This window comes from Mesorhizobium sp. WSM4809, from assembly GCF_055811655.1.
Genome location: NZ_JBVVQW010000007.1, coordinates 136845 through 155318, shown reverse-complemented (window position 1 = coordinate 155318; position 18474 = coordinate 136845). Strand labels below are relative to the sequence as shown.

General features: G+C 63.4%; 19 protein-coding genes and 1 tRNA gene. 16 read left to right on the top strand and 4 right to left on the bottom strand.

All coding sequences use genetic code 11. The annotated features are described in order from the left end of the window. The first annotated feature begins 64 nt into the window (after positions 1 to 64). The 3 genes from AC0L24_RS19670 to recQ all read left to right on the top strand — a co-directional run bounded on the left by AC0L24_RS19670 (position 65) and on the right by recQ (position 3629). On the top strand, positions 65 to 802 hold the full coding sequence (locus AC0L24_RS19670) for an SDR family NAD(P)-dependent oxidoreductase (protein ID WP_128363430.1): 738 nt from the start codon (positions 65 to 67) through the stop codon (positions 800 to 802). A 224-nt stretch (positions 803 to 1026) separates the two neighbouring features. Beyond that, positions 1027 to 1788 (top strand): sulfotransferase, encoded by a 762-nt coding sequence (locus AC0L24_RS19665; protein ID WP_473564073.1) that lies wholly within the window; start codon positions 1027 to 1029, stop codon positions 1786 to 1788. Further along, a complete protein-coding gene (gene recQ, locus AC0L24_RS19660) occupies positions 1788 to 3629 on the top strand; it encodes a DNA helicase RecQ (protein WP_473564072.1) in 1842 nt (613 codons plus the stop codon). The genes AC0L24_RS19665 and recQ overlap by 1 nt, the downstream gene beginning before the upstream one ends. A 263-nt stretch (positions 3630 to 3892) precedes the next feature. Here recQ and AC0L24_RS19655 read toward each other — a convergent pair whose 3' ends face one another. Continuing rightward, positions 3893 to 4789 carry a LysR family transcriptional regulator gene (locus AC0L24_RS19655; protein ID WP_292681963.1) on the bottom strand — a complete coding sequence of 299 codons (897 nt, stop codon included), beginning with the start codon at positions 4787 to 4789 and terminating at the stop codon, positions 3893 to 3895. A 275-nt stretch (positions 4790 to 5064) separates the two neighbouring features. Here AC0L24_RS19655 and AC0L24_RS19650 point away from each other — a divergent pair, with 275 nt between their 5' ends. The 3 genes from AC0L24_RS19650 (at position 5065) to AC0L24_RS19640 (ending at position 7335) form a co-directional block, all read left to right on the top strand. Beyond that, positions 5065 to 5799 (top strand): SDR family NAD(P)-dependent oxidoreductase, encoded by a 735-nt coding sequence (locus AC0L24_RS19650; RefSeq protein WP_127808822.1) that lies wholly within the window; start codon positions 5065 to 5067, stop codon positions 5797 to 5799. A 74-nt stretch (positions 5800 to 5873) separates the two neighbouring features. Continuing rightward, positions 5874 to 6473: an NADPH-dependent F420 reductase gene (locus tag AC0L24_RS19645; protein WP_292681966.1), complete on the top strand. Its 600-nt coding sequence runs from the start codon at positions 5874 to 5876 to the stop codon at positions 6471 to 6473. Between the two features lie 259 nt (positions 6474 to 6732). Next, a complete protein-coding gene (locus AC0L24_RS19640) occupies positions 6733 to 7335 on the top strand; it encodes a hypothetical protein (RefSeq protein ID WP_127808824.1) in 603 nt (200 codons plus the stop codon). A gap of 79 nt (positions 7336 to 7414) precedes the next feature. Here AC0L24_RS19640 and AC0L24_RS19635 read toward each other — a convergent pair. Further along, positions 7415 to 7504, bottom strand: a tRNA-Ser gene (locus AC0L24_RS19635). A 410-nt stretch (positions 7505 to 7914) separates the two neighbouring features. On the opposite strand from AC0L24_RS19635, the gene AC0L24_RS19630 reads away from it, so the two are divergent. From AC0L24_RS19630 to AC0L24_RS19620, 3 genes are all read left to right on the top strand, one after another. Beyond that, entirely contained in the window at positions 7915 to 8595 is a 681-nt protein-coding gene (locus AC0L24_RS19630) for a 50S ribosomal protein L21 (protein WP_127317713.1), read from the top strand. A gap of 97 nt (positions 8596 to 8692) precedes the next feature. Then, a complete protein-coding gene (gene rpmA / locus AC0L24_RS19625; RefSeq protein WP_013529063.1) occupies positions 8693 to 8962 on the top strand; it encodes a 50S ribosomal protein L27 in 270 nt (89 codons plus the stop codon). Positions 8963 to 9082: 120 nt separating this feature from the next. Next, positions 9083 to 9670, top strand: a complete 588-nt coding sequence (locus tag AC0L24_RS19620; RefSeq protein WP_164873766.1) for a GNAT family N-acetyltransferase — start codon at positions 9083 to 9085, stop codon at positions 9668 to 9670. 178 nt (positions 9671 to 9848) lie between these two features. Here the strand turns inward: AC0L24_RS19620 and AC0L24_RS19615 are convergent, their stop codons facing one another. Continuing rightward, positions 9849 to 10718, bottom strand: coding sequence for an endonuclease/exonuclease/phosphatase family protein (locus tag AC0L24_RS19615; RefSeq protein WP_127808979.1), 870 nt, complete (start codon positions 10716 to 10718; stop codon positions 9849 to 9851). Positions 10719 to 10852: 134 nt separating this feature from the next. On the opposite strand from AC0L24_RS19615, the gene obgE reads away from it, so the two are divergent. From obgE to AC0L24_RS19590, 5 genes are all read left to right on the top strand, one after another. Next, the gene (obgE, locus tag AC0L24_RS19610; RefSeq protein ID WP_027037254.1) at positions 10853 to 11884 is read left to right on the top strand and encodes a GTPase ObgE; all 1032 of its coding nucleotides are present in this window, start codon (positions 10853 to 10855) and stop codon (positions 11882 to 11884) included. Between the two features lie 4 nt (positions 11885 to 11888). Continuing rightward, positions 11889 to 13079 (top strand): glutamate 5-kinase, encoded by a 1191-nt coding sequence (gene proB / locus AC0L24_RS19605; protein WP_127808980.1) that lies wholly within the window; start codon positions 11889 to 11891, stop codon positions 13077 to 13079. A 3-nt stretch (positions 13080 to 13082) separates the two neighbouring features. Further along, on the top strand, positions 13083 to 14369 hold the full coding sequence (locus AC0L24_RS19600; protein WP_127808981.1) for a glutamate-5-semialdehyde dehydrogenase: 1287 nt from the start codon (positions 13083 to 13085) through the stop codon (positions 14367 to 14369). Positions 14370 to 14441: 72 nt separating this feature from the next. Then, positions 14442 to 15029 (top strand): nicotinate-nucleotide adenylyltransferase, encoded by a 588-nt coding sequence (locus AC0L24_RS19595; RefSeq protein WP_127327663.1) that lies wholly within the window; start codon positions 14442 to 14444, stop codon positions 15027 to 15029. Positions 15030 to 15097: 68 nt separating this feature from the next. Then, on the top strand, positions 15098 to 16381 hold the full coding sequence (locus tag AC0L24_RS19590) for an MFS transporter (RefSeq protein ID WP_127267096.1): 1284 nt from the start codon (positions 15098 to 15100) through the stop codon (positions 16379 to 16381). 9 nt (positions 16382 to 16390) lie between these two features. Here the strand turns inward: AC0L24_RS19590 and AC0L24_RS19585 are convergent, their stop codons facing one another. After that, a complete protein-coding gene (locus AC0L24_RS19585; RefSeq protein WP_473564071.1) occupies positions 16391 to 17242 on the bottom strand; it encodes a mechanosensitive ion channel family protein in 852 nt (283 codons plus the stop codon). Between the two features lie 242 nt (positions 17243 to 17484). Between AC0L24_RS19585 and rsfS the strand changes: the two genes are divergently transcribed. Together rsfS and rlmH are read left to right on the top strand one after the other, a co-directional pair. Beyond that, positions 17485 to 17862: a ribosome silencing factor gene (rsfS, locus tag AC0L24_RS19580; protein WP_013529073.1), complete on the top strand. Its 378-nt coding sequence runs from the start codon at positions 17485 to 17487 to the stop codon at positions 17860 to 17862. 27 nt (positions 17863 to 17889) lie between these two features. Then, positions 17890 to 18372, top strand: a complete 483-nt coding sequence (rlmH, locus tag AC0L24_RS19575) for a 23S rRNA (pseudouridine(1915)-N(3))-methyltransferase RlmH (protein ID WP_127267094.1) — start codon at positions 17890 to 17892, stop codon at positions 18370 to 18372. Positions 18373 to 18474 lie beyond the last annotated feature (102 nt).

Here is an 18474-nt window from a genome sequence, read left to right as displayed (position 1 = left end):
GTATTCGACGTATCGCGTTCTCATAACCATCTGAAGGGCATCGTTCAACGCATGGGAGTTTCAGATGTCGAAGGATAAAAGAGTCGCAGTCGTAACCGGCGGAGCCAGCGGCATCGGGTTCGGCATAGCGCAAGCGATGCAGCAAGCGGGTTATGCTGCCGTTCTCATTGGCCGTGACGAGGATCGCCTCCGCAAGGCCGCGAAAAGGCTCGGTCCGCACGCCTCATGGCGGCGGGCGGATGTGGGAAAACGTCACGAGATTCAAGCGGCGCTGGCTCCCCTCGACCGGGTCGACGTCCTCGTGAACGCAGCCGGATTCACCCGAAGCATCAGCCTCTCGACTCCGATCGGGGACGCCGAGGCCGATTGGGATGCCCTCATCGAGGCCAACCTCAAAGGCAGCTTCCTGATGACTCACGCAGTGGCGCCCTTGCTCGCGAGCCCTGGGGGGCGCGTCATCAACATCGGTTCGATTGGCGCGCAGACCGGCGGCAGCCGGCCAGGCAGCCTTGCTTATGCAGCCGCGAAATCCGGCCTGCACGGCCTAACCTACGCGCTGGCACGCGAACTGGCACCGCGCGCCATTACGGCAAACGTCATTGCTCCGGGGTTCATCGCCGACACGGGATTCACCGGTGCCTGGCCGCAGGATCGTGTCGCGGCGATCGTCGCCGAGACGCCGATGGCGCGGCCGGGAACACCGGCCGATATCGCGGGAGCGGTGCTATGGCTCGCCTCGGACGCAGGCTCCTTCGTCACCGGCGCGGTCATTCCAGTCAATGGCGGGTGGCGGATAGGCTGAGACCGTTGTTGGTGTCGTGCCGACGAGCGACCCTGTTGTGATCCGATGGCCGCTGGGCTAAGCCAAAGTACCCCTACGGAGAGTCGTCTTGACCGGTTTCCACATCCTCTCCAGTCCACGAAATTCCAGTCCGGTGTCTGCCTGATGCTGATATCGGCGACGAGTATCTTGGCCATGGACCCCAAGCGGCGCGTTTCGTGCCGGGCGGCCCAGCGGAATTGCGGATGAAGGGCGCTCACAGGCTTGAGGCTGCGTTTGGAGCGGCTGCGCGAAGGGTTGTGCGGGAGTTTCTGCGGTTCGTGCCGCTGTCTCTGAAACAGCGCATGCAAAAACGCACATACGCACGCGCGGCGCCCGCCAACAGAATTTTCATTTCGGGTTGCGCGCGCAGCGGCACGACGCTGACACAGCGGCTGATGAGGTGTTTCGAGGACATTTTCGTCCATCCGCCCGAAGCGCGATACACAATGCTGGACATGTTGGACCGGCCGGAATCGAACCTCGTCGTCAAGCGCGATGCGCGCGGTTTTGCGCATCTGGCGAAGCTCCCTCCCTCCATCGGCTTGATCTATTGCGTGCGCCATCCGTTCGACACGCTGACAAGTTCGCATCCGCAAACACGCAACGAGCGTCGGTTCCACGTCACGCCGCATCGCTGGCTGGCCGAATACGACGCGCTGACCCGGCTGAAGAATGCACAACCGCACCGGCAGATACTCTTTGTCCGCTACGAAGACATGATCGGCGTGCCCGATGCGCAGCAGGACAAAATCGCGCAGTCGTTCGGACTGACACCGCGCATTCGTTTCAGCGAGGATCCGGACAATCCGATCCGGTGGGCTTCGTTGAGAAAATGGGAAAGGAATGAAGAGTTCAGGACTTATCTCGGCGGCCTGCCCCCGGCATTTCTCGTCCGCGTCCAGCGTTTCTGCGCCGAGTTCGGCTATGACATGCCAATGAGCACGCCGACCGTGGACGCGCGGTGATGCAGGCAGCGGCGGCCCTCGCGACAGACGAGCGAGATCCCAAGCGGCGCGTGCTGAAGGACGTGTTCGGCTTCGATGATTTCCGCCCCGGCCAGGCCGATGTCATGGATGCGCTGCTGGCCGGGCGTCATGTGCTGGCCGTCATGCCGACAGGGGCGGGCAAATCGCTCTGCTACCAGGTCCCGGCACTTGTCCTGGGCGGGCTCACCATTGTCGTTTCGCCGTTGGTGGCGCTGATGCAGGATCAGGTCGCCGCCTTGCGGCTTGCCGGCGTGGCTGCCGATACGATCAATTCCTCGATCGACCGCGATGCCAATATCGCCGCATGGCGTCGCGTCGCCTCAGGCCAGACGCGGCTGCTCTATCTCGCGCCGGAGCGGCTGATGACCGAACGGATGCTCGAGGCGCTGGCCAGGCTCGATGTCAGCCTGATCGCCGTCGACGAGGCGCACTGCATCTCGCAATGGGGGCCGGCGTTCCGGCGCGAATACGAGGACCTGTCGCGTCTGCGCGGCATCTTTCCCAACGCGCCGATCATCGCGCTGACGGCAACGGCGGACGAAGGCACGCGCACCGACATCGAATCCCGGCTGTTTGCCGAGCGCGTCGAGACCCTGGTGCTGGGCTTCGACCGGCCGAACATCAAGCTTGCCATCGAGGCCAAGCAGGACAGCAAGCGGCAATTGCTGCGCTTCGTCGAGCGCCATCCCGGCCGCAGCGGCATCGTCTACTGCCTGTCGCGCAAGAAGACGGAGGAGATGGCGGCCTTCCTCGAGAAGAACGGCGTCACCGCGCTCGCCTATCATGCCGGCATGAGCAAGGAGGCGCGCGACGCTAACCAGAACAGCTTCATGACCTTGTCCGGTGTCGTCATAGTGGCGACCATCGCTTTCGGCATGGGCATCGACAAGCCTGACGTCGCCTATGTCTTCCACACCGACATGCCGGGCAGCCTGGAGGCCTACTACCAGGAGATCGGCCGCGCCGGCCGCGATGGGCGGGACGCCGAGGCACATATGCTGTTCGGCCTTGGCGATATCCGCATGCGCCGGATGTTCATCGACGACGAGGATGCGCCGCCCGAGCACAAGAGGCGCTCGCATGGCCGGCTCGACACGCTGATCGGCTACTGCGAGACGGCGCAGTGCCGCCGCCAGGTGCTGCTCGGCTATTTCGGCGAGGAAGCGCAGCCTTGCGGCAATTGCGACACCTGCCTCGACCAGGCGCCGCGCGCCGATGGCGGAGCGGAGGCGCGGATCATCCTGGCAGCCATCGCGCAGAGTGGCGAACGCTTCGGTGCCGGCCATGTCATCGACATCCTGCTCGGCCATGAAACCGAAAAAGTGCTGGCCAGGAACCACCAGAGGCTCGCCAGCTTCGGCAGCGGGCTGGCGCACAAGAAGGATTTCTGGCTGTCGCTGATCCGGCAACTCGTCGCCGGCGGGTTCCTGATGCCGGATCCGGCCGGCCATGGCGGGCTCGCCATCGCCGAAAAAGGCCATGCGCTTGGCCGTGGCGAGGTGCCGTTCCATTATCGTGTCGAGGTGCGCAGCCGCGCCTTGCGCGGCAAGACGCGCTCCGGGCAGGATTTCGGGCAATCGGATGTGGACACCGGGCTGCTGGCCGCGCTGAAGACCTTGCGACTGCGCCTCGCCAAGGAGCGCCAGGTGCCGGCCTATGTGGTGTTTTCCGATCGCACCCTGATCGACATGGCCGAGCGCCGCCCGCACGACCTCGACGCCTTCGCTGAAGTGAATGGAGTTGGGGCGGCAAAGCTGAAGGAGTTCGGCCAGGTGTTTCTGAGCGCGATCGCGGTGCACCAATCCGGTGGCTCGGCCTGAGGTCAGATCAGCGACTGGTCACCTGCCCTGAAGCGGAGGGATCTTCGGAGGAGGCATCCGTTCCGAGCCCTCCTGTTCCGTCGCCGCCGCGCATTCCTCCGCCGCCCATGCCCCCGCCGAGACCGATCAGTTCAATGTTCTCTGGCCGGCCAGTCGACAGATCAGGTTTAGACCGAGGCGTTCATCGACTTCATGGCTGAGCATCTGCAACCGCAATAGGTGCCGCTGTCCGGTTATTCACCGCAGCGTCGACCCGCTGGGCGTCAGTCGCGCGATATGGATAGTCCCGTGAGAAGCGGAGCGTAGGCGGCGAGCCTGCGGGATACGAACTCCGTGAAGAGCCGCACCCGCTTCGTCTTGCGTGTTTCCCCCTGTGTGAGAAGCCAGAGCGTTCCGTACATGTGCAGGTCGGTGCCCGGTACCCTCACCAGCAGGGGGTCGGCATCTCCGACGAAGCACGGCAGTGTCGTGATCCCGAGACCTTGCCGTACGGCAACGATCTGCGCCTCGGCGTCCGTGGTCCTGAATGGAACCCCTGTGGTGCGAACTTCACCCGCGCCGGCCCACTCTGGAATTCCATGAACGCTTATGACGATCCACCGGATGGGATCAGGTGCGCCCGCACGCCACGCGGCCAGGCGATCGCGGGACATGTAGACGCCGCCGAACACCTCCGCTCCCTTCAGGCCGTGAAGATTGAGCGGCAGGGTTTTGCGGTCGTAGACGACGCGGATCGCCACGTCGGCCTCTCGGTTGGTCAGATTTGCCAGCTCGCCGGACGACAGGATTTCCATCTCGATGTCTGGATGCAGACGCGCGAAGTCGGCGAAGTCCGACATGAGCAGGTGTGTCGCGAGGGGCGGTGCCAGGGTCACCCGCAGAAGCCCGCGCACGCTCTGATCGCGCCCGAAGACGCGCGTCTCCAATTGGTGAGACGACGCTTCCATCTGGTTCGCGAGCCCGAGGACCTCCTCGCCCGCAGCCGTCAGCCGGTAGCCCGAAGGCAGCTTTTCGAACATTTGCGCCCCGAGGCGTTCCTCAAGCTGTGCGATGCGTCGCAGCACGGTCGAGTGATTCACCCCGAGCTGCGCGCCGGCAGCCCGCACAGAGCCTCCGCGTGCGACGGCTAGAAAGTAGCGAATGTCATCCCAGTCGATCATGGTGCAATCCGGCACCGCGCGGTGCGCCTTCCAAAGCCCGTATCTAGCACATCCTACAGCAGTAGGGGCGGGACATCATGGCTTATGTCGACAGGGCGGCGCAATTCCGAATGGCGGACACGGATCGTCGCGGCTGGCGTCAGTCCTGAAAGCGGATCGATTTTGCACCACCGATGTGCGCGCTTCCGCACTCACCACCTGACCCCGACGGGCCCATCTAGAGGTCCTCGGGGCGTACCCGAACGATCAAAGACAGAACCTGGAAGGATTGAGTCATGGGAAAACTGGACGGTAAGGTTGCGGTTATTACGGGTGGCGCCACCGGCATCGGCCGCGCCGCAGCGAAGCGCTTCATCGAGGAGGGTGCCTTCGTCTTCATCTTCGGCCGCCGGCAGGAAGCGCTAGACGCCGCTGTGGCCGAGCTCGGGCCCAATGCCCGCGCGGTGAAGGGCTCGGTCTCGGATGAGGCCGACCTCGATCGGCTCTATGCGGCGGTGAAGGCCGAGCGCGGAACCCTCGACATCATCTTCGCCAACGCCGGGGTGGGAAGCCTGCTTCCGCTCGGCAAGCTCACCGCCGAGCACATTGACGAAACCTTCAACACCAATGTGAAGGGTACGATCTTCACGGTCCAGAAGGCGCTGCCGCTGATGGGCGAGGGCGGTTCGATTATCCTGACCGGATCGAGCGCCGGCACCACGGGCGCGCCCGCATTCAGCGTCTATAGCGCGAGCAAGGCGGCCGTGCGCAACCTCGCGCGGACTTGGGCGGAAGACTTGAAAGGCACCGGCATCCGGGTAAACGTGCTGTCGCCCGGGCCGACGGCGACCGAACTCGCGAAGGCAGCGATAGGCGAGGAGGGCTTGAAGGTCTTCGCCTCGATGAATCCGCTTCAGCGGATGGCCGATCCAGCGGAGATCGGGGCGGCGGCTGCGTTTCTCGCGTCGCCCGACAGCAGCTTCATGACCGCCAGCGAGGTCGCCGTCGACGGGGGCTTGGCGCAAATCTGACCCGCCACGCCCCGCCGTTCATTCCATTCGATATCCCGAGCCCGCAGGGCCTGGTAAACTGAAGGAGAATATACATGAGCTATGCAATTATTGGCTTCGGCAAGATCGGCCAAGCTCTTGCCAAGGCGTTTGCCCGCAACGGCATCGAAGTGTCCGTGGCAACCACGCGCGACCCGGAAAGCTTTGCATCAGCCGCGGCCGCAATCGGACCCACGATCATCCCGAAAACGCTGGCGGACGCGGTCAAGGCGGACATCATCTTTTTGGCTGTCCGCTTTGAATCGCACCCAGATGTCGCGAAGGCGCTGTCAAGCTGGGAAGGCAAGACGATCATCGACGCGACGAACGTGTTTCCAGTCCCCGAAGAGCTGGACGGTCTGCCGTCCACCGCCTTCGTCGCGAAGGCGTTCACCGGCGCCAAGCTCGTCAAAGGCTTCAATCACCTGATTGCGGCCACTTTGGCTGCCGATCCGATCGTCGAGGGCGGCCACCGGGTCGTCTTTCTGTCGAGCGACGACGAGGACGCGATCGCTCCCGCGGCGGCCTTGGCCAAACAACTCGGGTTCGCACCGGTCAAGCTGGGGAAACTCAACGAGGGCGGCGCACTGGTGCACGCACGCGGCCGCACTTGGGGCCAGCTGATCTTCCAGGATCTGTTCAAGAAGGAGCAATAACGGATTTACCGTGCGCTGTCAGAGTGGCCGGTGTTCGACGCCGGCCACATCGTCAGCATCGAGCCGAGCGCGCAAAGCGACGCGCTTGAAAGCGGCTTACATCTGCCTAGGATCCTTCGGCTGACATGTGCCTGCCACCCATGAATCGTAGTTGCAAAAGCTGATGTCCCAGCCGGCATCGCGTTTTTTGGAAGTTGCCTCACGACCGCTGTGCGGATACGGGGCTGGAGAAGAAATCAAAGTGGATGTGTTGACCTAAATGAGCGCTGAACAGGGGCTAGAGGTTCTCCGGCAATACTGTGTACGCCTTGAGGCCATTTTCATGCTCTATGTCGATGCGGTGCGAGGTTTCAAGAATACCGCAGAGGCATTGCAGGAAGCTGTCGCCAACCCGGCACTTGCCACAACGCTGGACAGTTGGAATTGGTACGGGCTGGACCCGCCGGGTGTAGGCGCACGTTACGTTGGGGTGATCAAAATCAGGGAAACATTGGCTCGTAATGCGGCCAACGGCCCTAACAAAATTGCCATGGCCCGTTCTTCGATTCTAACTGCTTACGCCGCCTGGGAACATGAGACTCGGCCCGCATTGGCTGCGGAACTAGGCATTGATACCAATCGGATAACAAGTCCCACCTTCGGTGATCTGAATAAATACCGCCAGGCCGTTGCTCACGTAAGCGGTCGGCTTGACCGCGCAACGGAAGTGCTCAACCTAGTCGCGGTCGGCGACAATGTGGATCTAGACGAGGTAGCCCTTACTACGCTGTTTGATGCCCTAGTCTTAGAAGTTAATAGGCTTGCGGAAGCGCATTGCGGGCTTCAGCTTGGCCACCTATTCGTTAAAAGAACAACGCATTAGCCTGGAAATTGGAGCGTCTCCATTAGATCGCCAGATAAAATAGCTTATCTTTCGGCAGGTTAGAATGCGATCGTAAGAATGGCGGAGAGGGAGGGATTCGAACCCCCGATGGGCTTGCACCCATGCCGCATTTCGAGTGCGGTGCATTCGACCACTCTGCCACCTCTCCGCGGTCATGGTCGGCCGTTGCCGGCGCGGCGCACTAGATAACGGCTGAACGGGCAGGTTACAAGGCCAATCCGTCAGTTATTTGGCTTGCTTGGCAAGCGGCGGATTCACGGGCTGGTGGGGTACAGCGAGACCCGAGGCAGATTGCCGACCAGTCACCCATCCTCAGCCCAGGCGGGGGCAACGCCGTGGGCATGTCGGCACAGCCGGTCCGTGCCCGCCAATGACGGTCTCGGAAACGGCGCGGCTGGTTTGCCTTGACTCGCCCCCAACCTTCGGTTAGGGACAGCGCGTAATCGGCGTGGAGGGTTCTTCCGCGCCGCTTGTTTTTTGAACCCGCAGACTGACAAAAAGACGGCCGAACCGCCAGATGCGGTTCATCAAGGCCGACCGAACAGCGAAAGGCAAAAAATGTTCGCAGTCATTAAAACGGGTGGCAAGCAGTATCGCGTTGCCGCCAACGATCTCCTGAAGATCGAAAAAGTCGAAGCCAATGTCGGCGATATGGTCGAGATCGGCCATGTGCTGGCGCATGGCGAGGGCGAGAATGTCACGTTCGGCGCGCCGTTCGTCGACGGCGCGGTGGTCACCGCCGAAGTCGTCGAACAGGGCAAGAACCGCACCGTCATCGCCTTCAAGAAGCGCCGCCGGCAGAATTCGCGCCGCAAGATCGGCCATCGCCAGCTTTTGACCACCGTGCGGATCTCCGAGATCCTGCTGGGTGGCGCCAAGCCGACGAAGACGGCATCGGTCAAGGCGCCGAAGAAGGTGAAGGCCGAGGCCGCCACCGAGGTGCAGGCGGAAGCTGCGCCGAAGAAGGAGCCCAAGGCCAAGGCAGCCGAGACAAAGGCAGCCGAGACCGCGGCAGCGCCGCTGTTCAAGGCGCCGAAGGGTGAGCCGGACGATCTGACCGTGATCAAGGGCATCGGCCCGGTCGCAGCCAAGGATCTCAACGAGCAGGGCATCATCACCTTCGCGCAGCTCGCCAAGCTGACCGACAAAGATGTCGCCAAGATCGACGAGCACATGTCCTTCAGCGCCGACCAGATCAAGGACTGGCGCGAGCAGGCCAAGGAATTGGCTGCGAAGTAATTTTCTGGCGACCTGGTCGCCGGATCGGACTTGAAACGGAACGCGAACGCGTTCATAAGGCCTTTTAGGCGCCTTGCGGCGCAACGGAGTTAGTTAGATGGCACACAAGAAAGCTGGCGGCTCGTCGCGCAACGGTCGCGACTCGCATTCCAAGCGTCTGGGCGTGAAGAAGTTCGGCGGCGAAGCCGTCATCCCGGGCAACATCATCATTCGTCAACGCGGCACCACGTGGCATCCCGGCGTCAATGTCGGCATGGGCACGGACCATACGCTTTTTGCGCTCGAGACCGGCGCCGTGACGTTCAACAAAAAAGCCAACGGCCGAACCTACGTATCGGTCAATCCGATTGCCAAAGCCGCGGAGTAGCCGGTTCCGCACTAGAACACCGGCGCCCATCTCGGGAACCGGTGTCTGGCAAAGCCAGGAAAAGGATCAGGGGAGATGGGTTTCCATCTCCCCTTTTTCTTGTGCCTGGAGGACTTTCAAATGGTTGCCGAAGCGGAAGACTCAGAAGACGAAAGTTACGCGATAGATTGTCCGGTGCTGGTCACCGAGCGACTGGTGATGCGGGCGCCTCACGAAGGCGATATCGCGCAACTGGTCGAACTTGCCGACAACCGCCATGTCGCCGAAATGCTGGCCCGCATGCCGCACCCCTATGGCGAGCCCGAGGCGCGCTCTTTCCTGGCCATGACCAAGTCGCGCCGGGCCGGTATCGCTTATGCCCTGACGCTGGCCGGCACCGACACTTTCGTCGGCTGCGCCGGTCTCAACACCACCGATCGCGGGCTGGAGCTCGGTTACTGGATCGGCGAGCCGCACTGGAAGAAGGGCTATGCGACCGAGGCGGCACATGCGCTGGTCGATCTCGCCTTCCAGAGGACGTCGATCCAGGTTCTGCATGCCTCGACCCGGGTCATCAATCCGGCCTCGCGCCGCGTCATCCACAAATGCGGGTTCCAATATGCCGGCCAGGGCATGCTGAATTCGATTGTCGCCGGCCAGGTTCCCGTCGAGCGCTACCGGCTCGATCGCAAGACCTGGACGAGCTTGCGGAACTGGGTCCACTTTTGATGTGTGCCGATATTCAGGTGAGGCCGGCCTGCGAATGGCGGTTTCCTGCGCTTCCGGTGCTCGCGTACGAAAAGTACGCTCCGCTCCGGTTCTCGGAAGCCACTATTCTCGGCTCGGCCTGACCTGAATCTCGACACACATCGGGTACGGCGCGAAACCAATGGGAGGCAAACCTGGATCAGCCCAGTTCGACCCACACCGGCAGATGGTCCGAACCGTCCGCTTTCCGGTCGACCCACAGGCGCTGCAGGGACCTGGCGAGAGACGCGCTGGTGAAGATGTAGTCGATGCGCTTGTGGCGGCTGGGATCGGTGGGTTGCTTGGGATCGACCCAGCTGATGAGATCGTCGCCGGTGGCGTTCAGGCGCAAGGCGGCATCGACGGCGAAGTCGGCGGTCAGCGGCATGCCGAATTCATGGTCCGGCCGGCCGGCGAGTTCGACATATTCGGGCGATCCGGCCAGCATGTTGAAATCGCCCATGCCGACAAAGGCTTCGGGATGCGGCAGTTCCGGCAGGCCGATCTCGGCGACGCCGGACAGTGCGCCGCCTTCGAGCGCATAGTTCAGCATGCGTTGGCGCAGGAACTGGATCTGGCTGGCGCGTTCGACGGGGCTGCGGTGATCGAGATGGATGGAATAGAAGCGGATGAAACCAAGCGGCGTCTCGATCAGCGCTTCCAGCGCGCCGCGCTGGAAGTTCATCATCTCGAAGCTGCGGCTGCGCGGCAAAAGCAGGTTGCGCGACAGATGAATGGGCGTCTTAGACAGCACCATGTTGCCGAGCTGGAAGGTTTTCGTGACGGCGCGGCCATTGTCGATGTGCGAACCGATATTGGCCTCGAAATTGCTGCCATAGACGGCGAAGTAGTCGGGCAGCGCCTCGCCGATCTCGGCGACCATGTCGCGGCCGCCATTCCGGGGATTGTTGCGGGTCACCTCCTGCAAAGCGATCACGTCGGCGCCGCGCACGGCATCAGCGATGCGCCCGACATCGTACTGCCCGTCGAGGCCGATGCCGTACTGGATGTTGTAGGTTACAAGCTTCATTCCGGCATCTCTCCGGCCGATCCCGCGCGGCCATTGTCACAAAACGGCCTCGCCCTTCGCCGCGCCTTGGTTTAGAGCAAGGCTCAAGGTTTAGAGCAATGCCGCAAGGCCACTAGTAGAAACTGTACAATCCCATGAAATTTCTCGATCAAGCCAAGGTCTACATCCGCTCCGGTGACGGTGGCGCCGGTTCTGTGTCGTTCCGGCGCGAAAAATTCATCGAGTTCGGCGGACCGGATGGCGGCGATGGCGGCCGTGGCGGCGATGTCTGGCTGGAGGCAGTCAACGGGCTGAACACGCTGATCGACTACCGCTATCAGCAGCATTTCAAGGCCAAGACCGGCGTCCACGGCATGGGCCGCAACATGACCGGCGCCAAGGGCGCCGACGTCACGCTGAAAGTGCCGGCGGGAACGCAGGTGTTCGAAGAAGACAACGAGACGCTGATCTGCGACCTGACCGTGGTCGGCCAGCGCTTTCTGCTGGCCAAGGGCGGCAATGGCGGTTTCGGCAACCAGCATTTCAAGACCTCGACCAACCAGGCGCCGCGCCGCGCCAACCCGGGCCTGCCGGGCGAAGAGCTCAACATCTGGCTGCGGCTGAAGCTGATCGCCGATGCCGGGCTGGTCGGGTTGCCGAATGCCGGCAAGTCGACATTCCTCGCCGCCGTCACCGCGGCCAAGCCGAAGATCGCCGACTATCCGTTCACGACGCTGCATCCCGGCCTCGGCGTCGCCCGCATCGACGCGCGCGAGTTCGTCATCGCCGATATTCCGGGCCTCATCGAAGGCGCGCATGAGGGCGTCGGCATCGGCGACCGCTTCCTTGGCCATGTCGAGCGCACGCGCGTGCTGCTGCATCTGGTTTCGGCACAGGAGGAAAATCCGGGCAAAGCCTACAAGACCGTGCGCGCCGAACTGGAGGCCTATGGCAACGGCCTGACCGACAAGGTCGAGATCGTGGCGCTGTCCCAGGTCGATACGCTCGACGCCGATGCGCGCAAGAAGAAGGTTGCCTCGCTGAAGCGTGCCGCCGGCCGCGCGCCGATGCTGTTGTCGGCGGTCACCGGCGAAGGTGTCGAGGCGGTGTTGCGGGCGCTGATGTCGGTGGTGGGCGAAGCCCGCGCCGCGACTGCGGCTCCAGTCGAGACGCGCTGGGACAGATAGGACGATGCAGTCGCTGAGAAAATATCGGCGCATCACCGTCAAGATCGGCTCGGCGCTGCTCGTCGACCGCACGACGGGGCTGAAGCGCGACTGGCTGGCCTCGCTCGCCGACGACATTGCCGGGCTGGCCCAGGGCGGCGCCGAGATCCTCGTCGTCTCGTCCGGCGCCATCGCGCTTGGCCGCACGATCCTTGGCCTCGGCAAGCGAGCCCTGAAACTGGAGGAGAGCCAGGCGGCGGCAGCCGTGGGACAGATCGCATTGGCCGGCGCCTGGTCGGACGCGCTCGGCAAGGGCAGCCTGAAATCGGGCCAGATCCTGCTGACGCTCGGCGACACCGAGGAGCGCCGCCGCTATCTCAACGCGCGGGCGACGATCTCGACGCTCTTGAAGATGAAGGCGGTGCCGGTCATCAACGAAAACGACACGGTGGCGACATCCGAAATCCGCTACGGCGACAATGACCGGCTGGCGGCCCGCGTCGCCACCATGATGGGTGCTGATCTTTTGGTGCTGCTCTCCGACATCGATGGCCTCTATACGGCGCCGCCGGCGCGTGACCCTCAGGCCAAATTCATTCCGGTGGTCGACCGCATCACGCCCGATATCGAGGCGATGGCGGGTGCGGCCGCTTCCGAGCTGTCGCGCGGCGGCATGCGCACGAAGCTCGATGCCGGCAAGATCGCCACCGCCGCCGGCACCGCGATGATCATCACGTCGGGCACGCGGTTGTCGCCGCTGATGGCGATCGAACGCGGCGAGCGCGCTACTTTCTTTCGGCCGAGCAGCAACCCGGTCAAGGGCTACAAGACCTGGATCGCCGGCCAGCTCGAACCGGCCGGCCGGCTTACGGTCGATGCCGGCGCCATCGGTGCGCTGCTGTCGGGCAAGTCGTTGCTGCCGGCCGGCGTCAAGCTGGTCAGCGGCAATTTCTCGCGCGGCGACACGGTGGCGATCCTGTCGCCCGAGGGCCGCGAGATCGCGCGCGGGCTGGTTGCCTACGATGCGGCCGATGCCGTAAGGATCGCGGGCCTGAAGACGACCGAGATCGAAACCGTGCTCGGCTACGAGGCGCGTTCGGCGATGATCCACCGCGACGACCTTGTGGTGAGCCATTCGGGTGACCAAGTACGGGCCGGCGACCAAACAGGGGCCGGTGACCAAGTCACGGTCGGTGGCGATGTAAGCGGAGGATGAGCCATGCTGAAACTGCATGAAAAATCCGGGGATGACACCGTAGCAACGATGGCCGATATCGGCCGTCGTGCCCGCGCTGCCGCCCGACCGCTGGCCATTGCCACGACCGCCGCCAAGAACGCCGCACTCCTCGCCATGGCAGAGGCGATCGTCGCTCGGGAGCAGGACATTCTCGACGCCAACGCCATCGATGTCTCGAACGGCCAGGAATCCGGGCTTTCCGCCTCCTTCATGGACCGGCTGAAGCTCGATCCGGCGCGCGTTCGCGCCATGGCCGACGGCATCCGGGAAATCGCCGCGCTACGGGATCCGGTTGGCGATGTGATGGCGCAATGGGACCGGCCGAACGGCCTGCATATCGAGCGCGTGCGCACGCCGCTCGGCGTCGTCGGCGTCATCTATGAGAGCCGCCCGAACGTCACCGCCGATGCCGGTGCGCTGTGCCTCAAGGCCGGCAATCCGGTGATCCTGCGTGGCGGCTCGGATTCGCTCAATTCATCAGCCGCCATCCATGCCTGCCTGGTCGAAGGGCTGAAGGAAGCCGGCCTGCCGGAAGACGCCATCCAACTGGTGCCGACCACCGATCGCGCCGCCGTTGGCGAGATGCTGAAGGGTTTGAGCGGTACGCTGGACGTCATCATCCCGCGCGGCGGTAAAAGCCTCGTTGGGCGGGTGCAGAGCGAGGCGCGGGTGCCGGTCTTCGCGCATCTCGAAGGCATCTGCCATCTCTACATCGACCGCTCGGCCGATCTCGACATGGCGGTGCGGATAGCCGTCAACGCCAAGATGCGGCGCACCGGCGTCTGCGGTGCCGCCGAGACGCTGCTGGTCGACCAGGCGGTCGCCTCCACCCATCTGGTGCCGATCCTCGACGCACTGCGCGCGGCGGGTTGCGAAATCCATGCCGATGCCGACGTGCTGAAAGTGTTTTTCGATGCCAAGCCGGCGATCGATGCCGACTGGGTGACCGAGTATCTCGACGCGATCATCGCGGTGAAGCTGGTCGACGGCGTTGCCGGTGCCATCGAGCATATCGAGACGTTTTCCTCGCATCACACCGAGGCGATCGTCGCCGAGGACGCGCAAGCCGTCGAAAGATTCTTCAACGAGATCGATTCGGCGATCCTGCTGCACAACGCATCGACGCAGTTCGCCGATGGCGGTGAGTTCGGCATGGGCGCCGAGATCGGCATAGCCACCGGCAAGATGCATGCGCGCGGACCGGTCGGCGTCGAGCAACTGACCTCGTTCAAATACCGCGTGCGCGGGTCGGGACAGGTGAGGCCTTGAATCTTTTCGTTGTCAGAGCCTGAGGCAATGCTGGCATCTTGCGAACCGGCGGTACCCTCCCGTTACCTGAAGATGCCGCATGCCGAGAAAGGCCTCGCCGTCGGCCTGTTCGGCGGCTCGTTCAATCCGCCGCATGCCGGCCATGCGCTGGTCGCCGAGATCGCGCTCAGGCGCCTGGCGCTCGACCAGCTGTGGTGGATGGTCACGCCGGGCAATCCGCTGAAGAACACCAGGGAACTGGCGCCGCTCGGCGAACGGCTGCAGCTGTCGGAGCAGATTGCCAAGAACCCGAAGATCAAGGTCACCGCGTTCGAAGCCGCCCATCACGTCCGCTACACCGCCGACACGCTGGCGCTGGTCAAGGCGCGCAATCCCGGGGTCGACTACGTCTGGATCATGGGGGCGGATAGTTTGCGCGATTTCCACCGCTGGCAGCGCTGGCGCGAGATCGTCATGACCTTCCCGATCGCCGTCATCGACCGCCCGGGCGCGACGCTGTCGTTCCTGTCCTCCGTCGTCGCCAAGACCTTCGACTATGCCCGCATCGACGAGGGCGATGCGCCGCGGCTTGCCCGCATGAAAGCACCGGCCTGGACCTTTATCCACGGCCCGCGCTCGTCGCTGTCATCAAGTGCGATCCGCAAGCTGGCGAAGGGGTGAGCCCGACCGCCCGCCCATGTCGCTTTTATCGCTCCCTTTGCCCGTTTCATGGGCAATCCTGAGCAGGCATGTCGATTCCCAGGAAAACCCGCAGCGAAGCCGAGCAGGGCGCCGAGCCCACACCGCTGATCGCGATTGCCAGCGTCATCGTGTCGATGGCACTGATAGCCGTCGGCAACGGGCTGATGTTTGCCTATATCCCGGTTCGGCTCGGCGCCGAGGGTTTCGATCCGACCTGGGCCGGACTTATCATCACCGGACTTTCGGCCGGTGGGCTGGCGGGCTGCATCCTGACCGGACCGCTGGTGCGAAGGGTCGGCCATGCCCGTGCCTTCATGGTGTTGTCGGCGCTGATCGCACTCGCCAACGCCGCCGTCGGCGCCGGGGTCCATCCGCTGCTGTGGATAGCCGCCCGCGCGCTCTACGGCTTTGCCATCTGCGGCCTGTTCATCGTCGCGCAGAGCTGGCTGAACGACGCCGTTGCCAACGCCATCCGTGGCCGGGTCATGGCTTTCTTCTACGTTGCCTATGTCGCCGGGCTTGGCGTCGGCTACGCGACGCTGGCGCTGGTCGATATCAGGACAGCGGATGCGCCGCTGATCGGCATCGCCTTCACGGCGCTATCGATCCTTCCCGTCGGGATGACCCGACTTGCCCAGCCGCCGGCACCGCAGGCGGCCTCGGTGGCGCTGCGCCGCGCCTGGCGGGTTTCACCGGTCGGCGTCGCCGGCATGCTTGCGGTCGGCGGCCTGTCAATGTCGATTGCGGGCTTCGCGCCGATCCACGCCACGGCCAAGGGCTACAGCCAGGCCGATGTGGCGCTGCTGCTTTCGGCGATGCCTCTTGGCACGCTGATCCTGCAGATCCCGCTTGGCTGGATTTCCGACCGAACCGACCGCCGCTATGTGCTGATCGCCGCATCCGCGCTTGCCATGGTCGCCGGCGTATTTGCGCTCGGGTACGATGGCGGCGCGTTGGCCGCGTTGGTTGTGATCTATATCGTGTGGGACGGCGCCTCGGAATCGATCTATTCGCTGGCCAGCGCACATGCCGCCGACCGCGCCGGCAAGGATGACATGGTGGCGCTGTCCAGTTCGCTTTTGTTTGCCTGGTCGCTGTCGGGTTTCGTCGTGCCCGGCATAGTGACGGCGCTTTCGGCCGTCTTTGGAACGCAGGCTTTCATCTATGTGGCTGTTCTCATCGCCGCAGCCTTCTGCCTGTTCGTGCTCTTGCGTGTGTTCACGACGCGTGCGGTCCCGGTCGGTGAAACCGGCAGTTTCGCACCGATGACGGCGCAGGCGCCTTTGCCGGTCGAACTTGCCTTCGCACCGGACGATGAGGGCCGGCACTGAGCCAACCGATTATTGCCGGCGGGCTTCGGGTTGGGGCGCTTCCGGCGGCGGCAGCGGGATCGATATGCCTTTGCTATCGAATTCCTGTTTGGCGCGCTTGGTGAGATCGGTCTGGGTGGCGAAGAAGTCCGCCGACGATGTCCAATAGCGCAAGGCAATCGAAACAGTGCTGTCGCCCAATGTCGAGACGAAAGCGATCGGTGCCGGCTCACGCTTGATCCTCCGCTCGGCCGCGGCAATGGCAAGCAAGGTTTTCTGCGCCCTGTCGATGTCGTTCCAGGAGCCGATGCTGAGCGTGATGTCGCTGCGGCGCACGCCGTTGCGCGAGAAGTTGCGCACCGGCTGGTTCCACAACGTCGAGTTGGGCGCCAGGATGTAGACGCCGTCGGCGGTCCTGAGCTTGGTCGCGAACAGACCGATTTCCTCGATCGTGCCGGCGATCGAACCGACCTCGACGGATTCGCCGATGCGGAACGGCCGCAGCGCCAGAAGCATGATGCCGGCGGCGATGTTCTGCAGCGTGCCTTGCAACGCCAGGCCGATGGCGAGGCCAATGGCACCGATCGCGGCAATGATCGAGGCCGTCTGCACGCCGAACTGGCCGAGCACCATGATGGTGACGAGGATCAGGATGGCGTAGCGGACGATCTTGGAGAAGAAATGCCGCAACGTCGCATCGAAACCATGGATATGGCCGAGACCGGCGAAGATCGAACGTTCGGCAAGACCGGCGACGATGTAGCCGACAATCAAGAGGATGACGGCACCGATGGCCGAGAAGGAGTACGAAACAATCAGCGTGCTCAGTTGGGCGAGGCCAGCCTGGACGCTGAGAAAGGCGTTTTGCGGGTCGATCGGCATGGGGGGAATCCGGTTGGTCGGTGAGCCGATAACCCATGCGGGCGGTGAGGGTTCCGATCTTTTCCGGCGTGCAGCGGAACCACAAGAGCGACAATACGTTCGTGCGAGGCAGGGTCCCGTCTTGAAACTGTCAGGGAACTCTGCCTATCTAAGGGGTGTCACCTGCTTCAAGGGGTGATTTGGTTGTTCTTGCTGCGAAAGGAAATACACTGAGAACAGCACTGCGGAAGAAGGCCGATATCATGCCTTCGCCGGCCAGGATCAGCGTAGACGACGCCGTGTCCCGCGCCATCAAGACAGTCCTTGCCAGTCTGGAAGACTCCAAGGCCGAAAACATTGTCTCCATCGACATCCAGGGGAAATCGAGCCTCGGCGACTACATGGTCGTCGCTTCGGGCCGATCGCACCGTCATGTCGCGGCTGTCGCCGATCATCTTCTCAAAGCGATCAAGGATGCCGGTCTCGGCACCGCGCGCGTTGAGGGGCTGTCCGGCGCCGACTGGGTCCTGATCGATTCTGGCGACATCATCGTCCATGTCTTCCGCCCCGAAGTCCGCGAATTCTACAATCTCGAAAAGATGTGGCAGGCGCCGGACCTCGAGGAAGAAACGCTCCACTAAGTCGTTCGCGCGGCTTACAAGGCGAGGATGAAGATATCAGTTCATGCCGTGGGCCGGATGAAAGCCGGCCCCGAAAAGCTGCTTGCCGACCGCTATTTCGAGCGCTTCGCCAAGAGCGGCCCGGCCGTGGGGCTTGAATTTGGCGGCATTGCCGAGATTGCCGAGGGGCGCAGCCAGACCGCCAACGAGCGCCGGCGTGAGGAAGGCCAGAAACTGCAGACGCAGTTGCAGCCCGGCACCGCTTTGATCCTGCTGGACGAACGCGGCAAAAGCTTTTCCTCGGAAGATTTCGCCGGGCGCCTGGGCCTGTTGCGTGACGGTGGCCGCAAGGCGCTGGTCATCGCCATCGGCGGCGCCGACGGTCACGATCAGTCGCTGCGCGACCAGGCCGAACTGGTGATGTCGTTCGGATTGTTGACATGGCCGCATCAGCTGGTGCGCGTGATGCTGGGAGAGCAGCTTTATCGGGCGGCCACCATTCTTTCGGGACATCCTTATCATCGCTCGTAACCGGTGAATTGGTGCGGTACACCCGGATTTCCGCCCCAATGCCGAGGCAAGATTGCATCGAGTGGGCGGTTTCGAACATGGTTGATTGTTCGTTAACGAAGC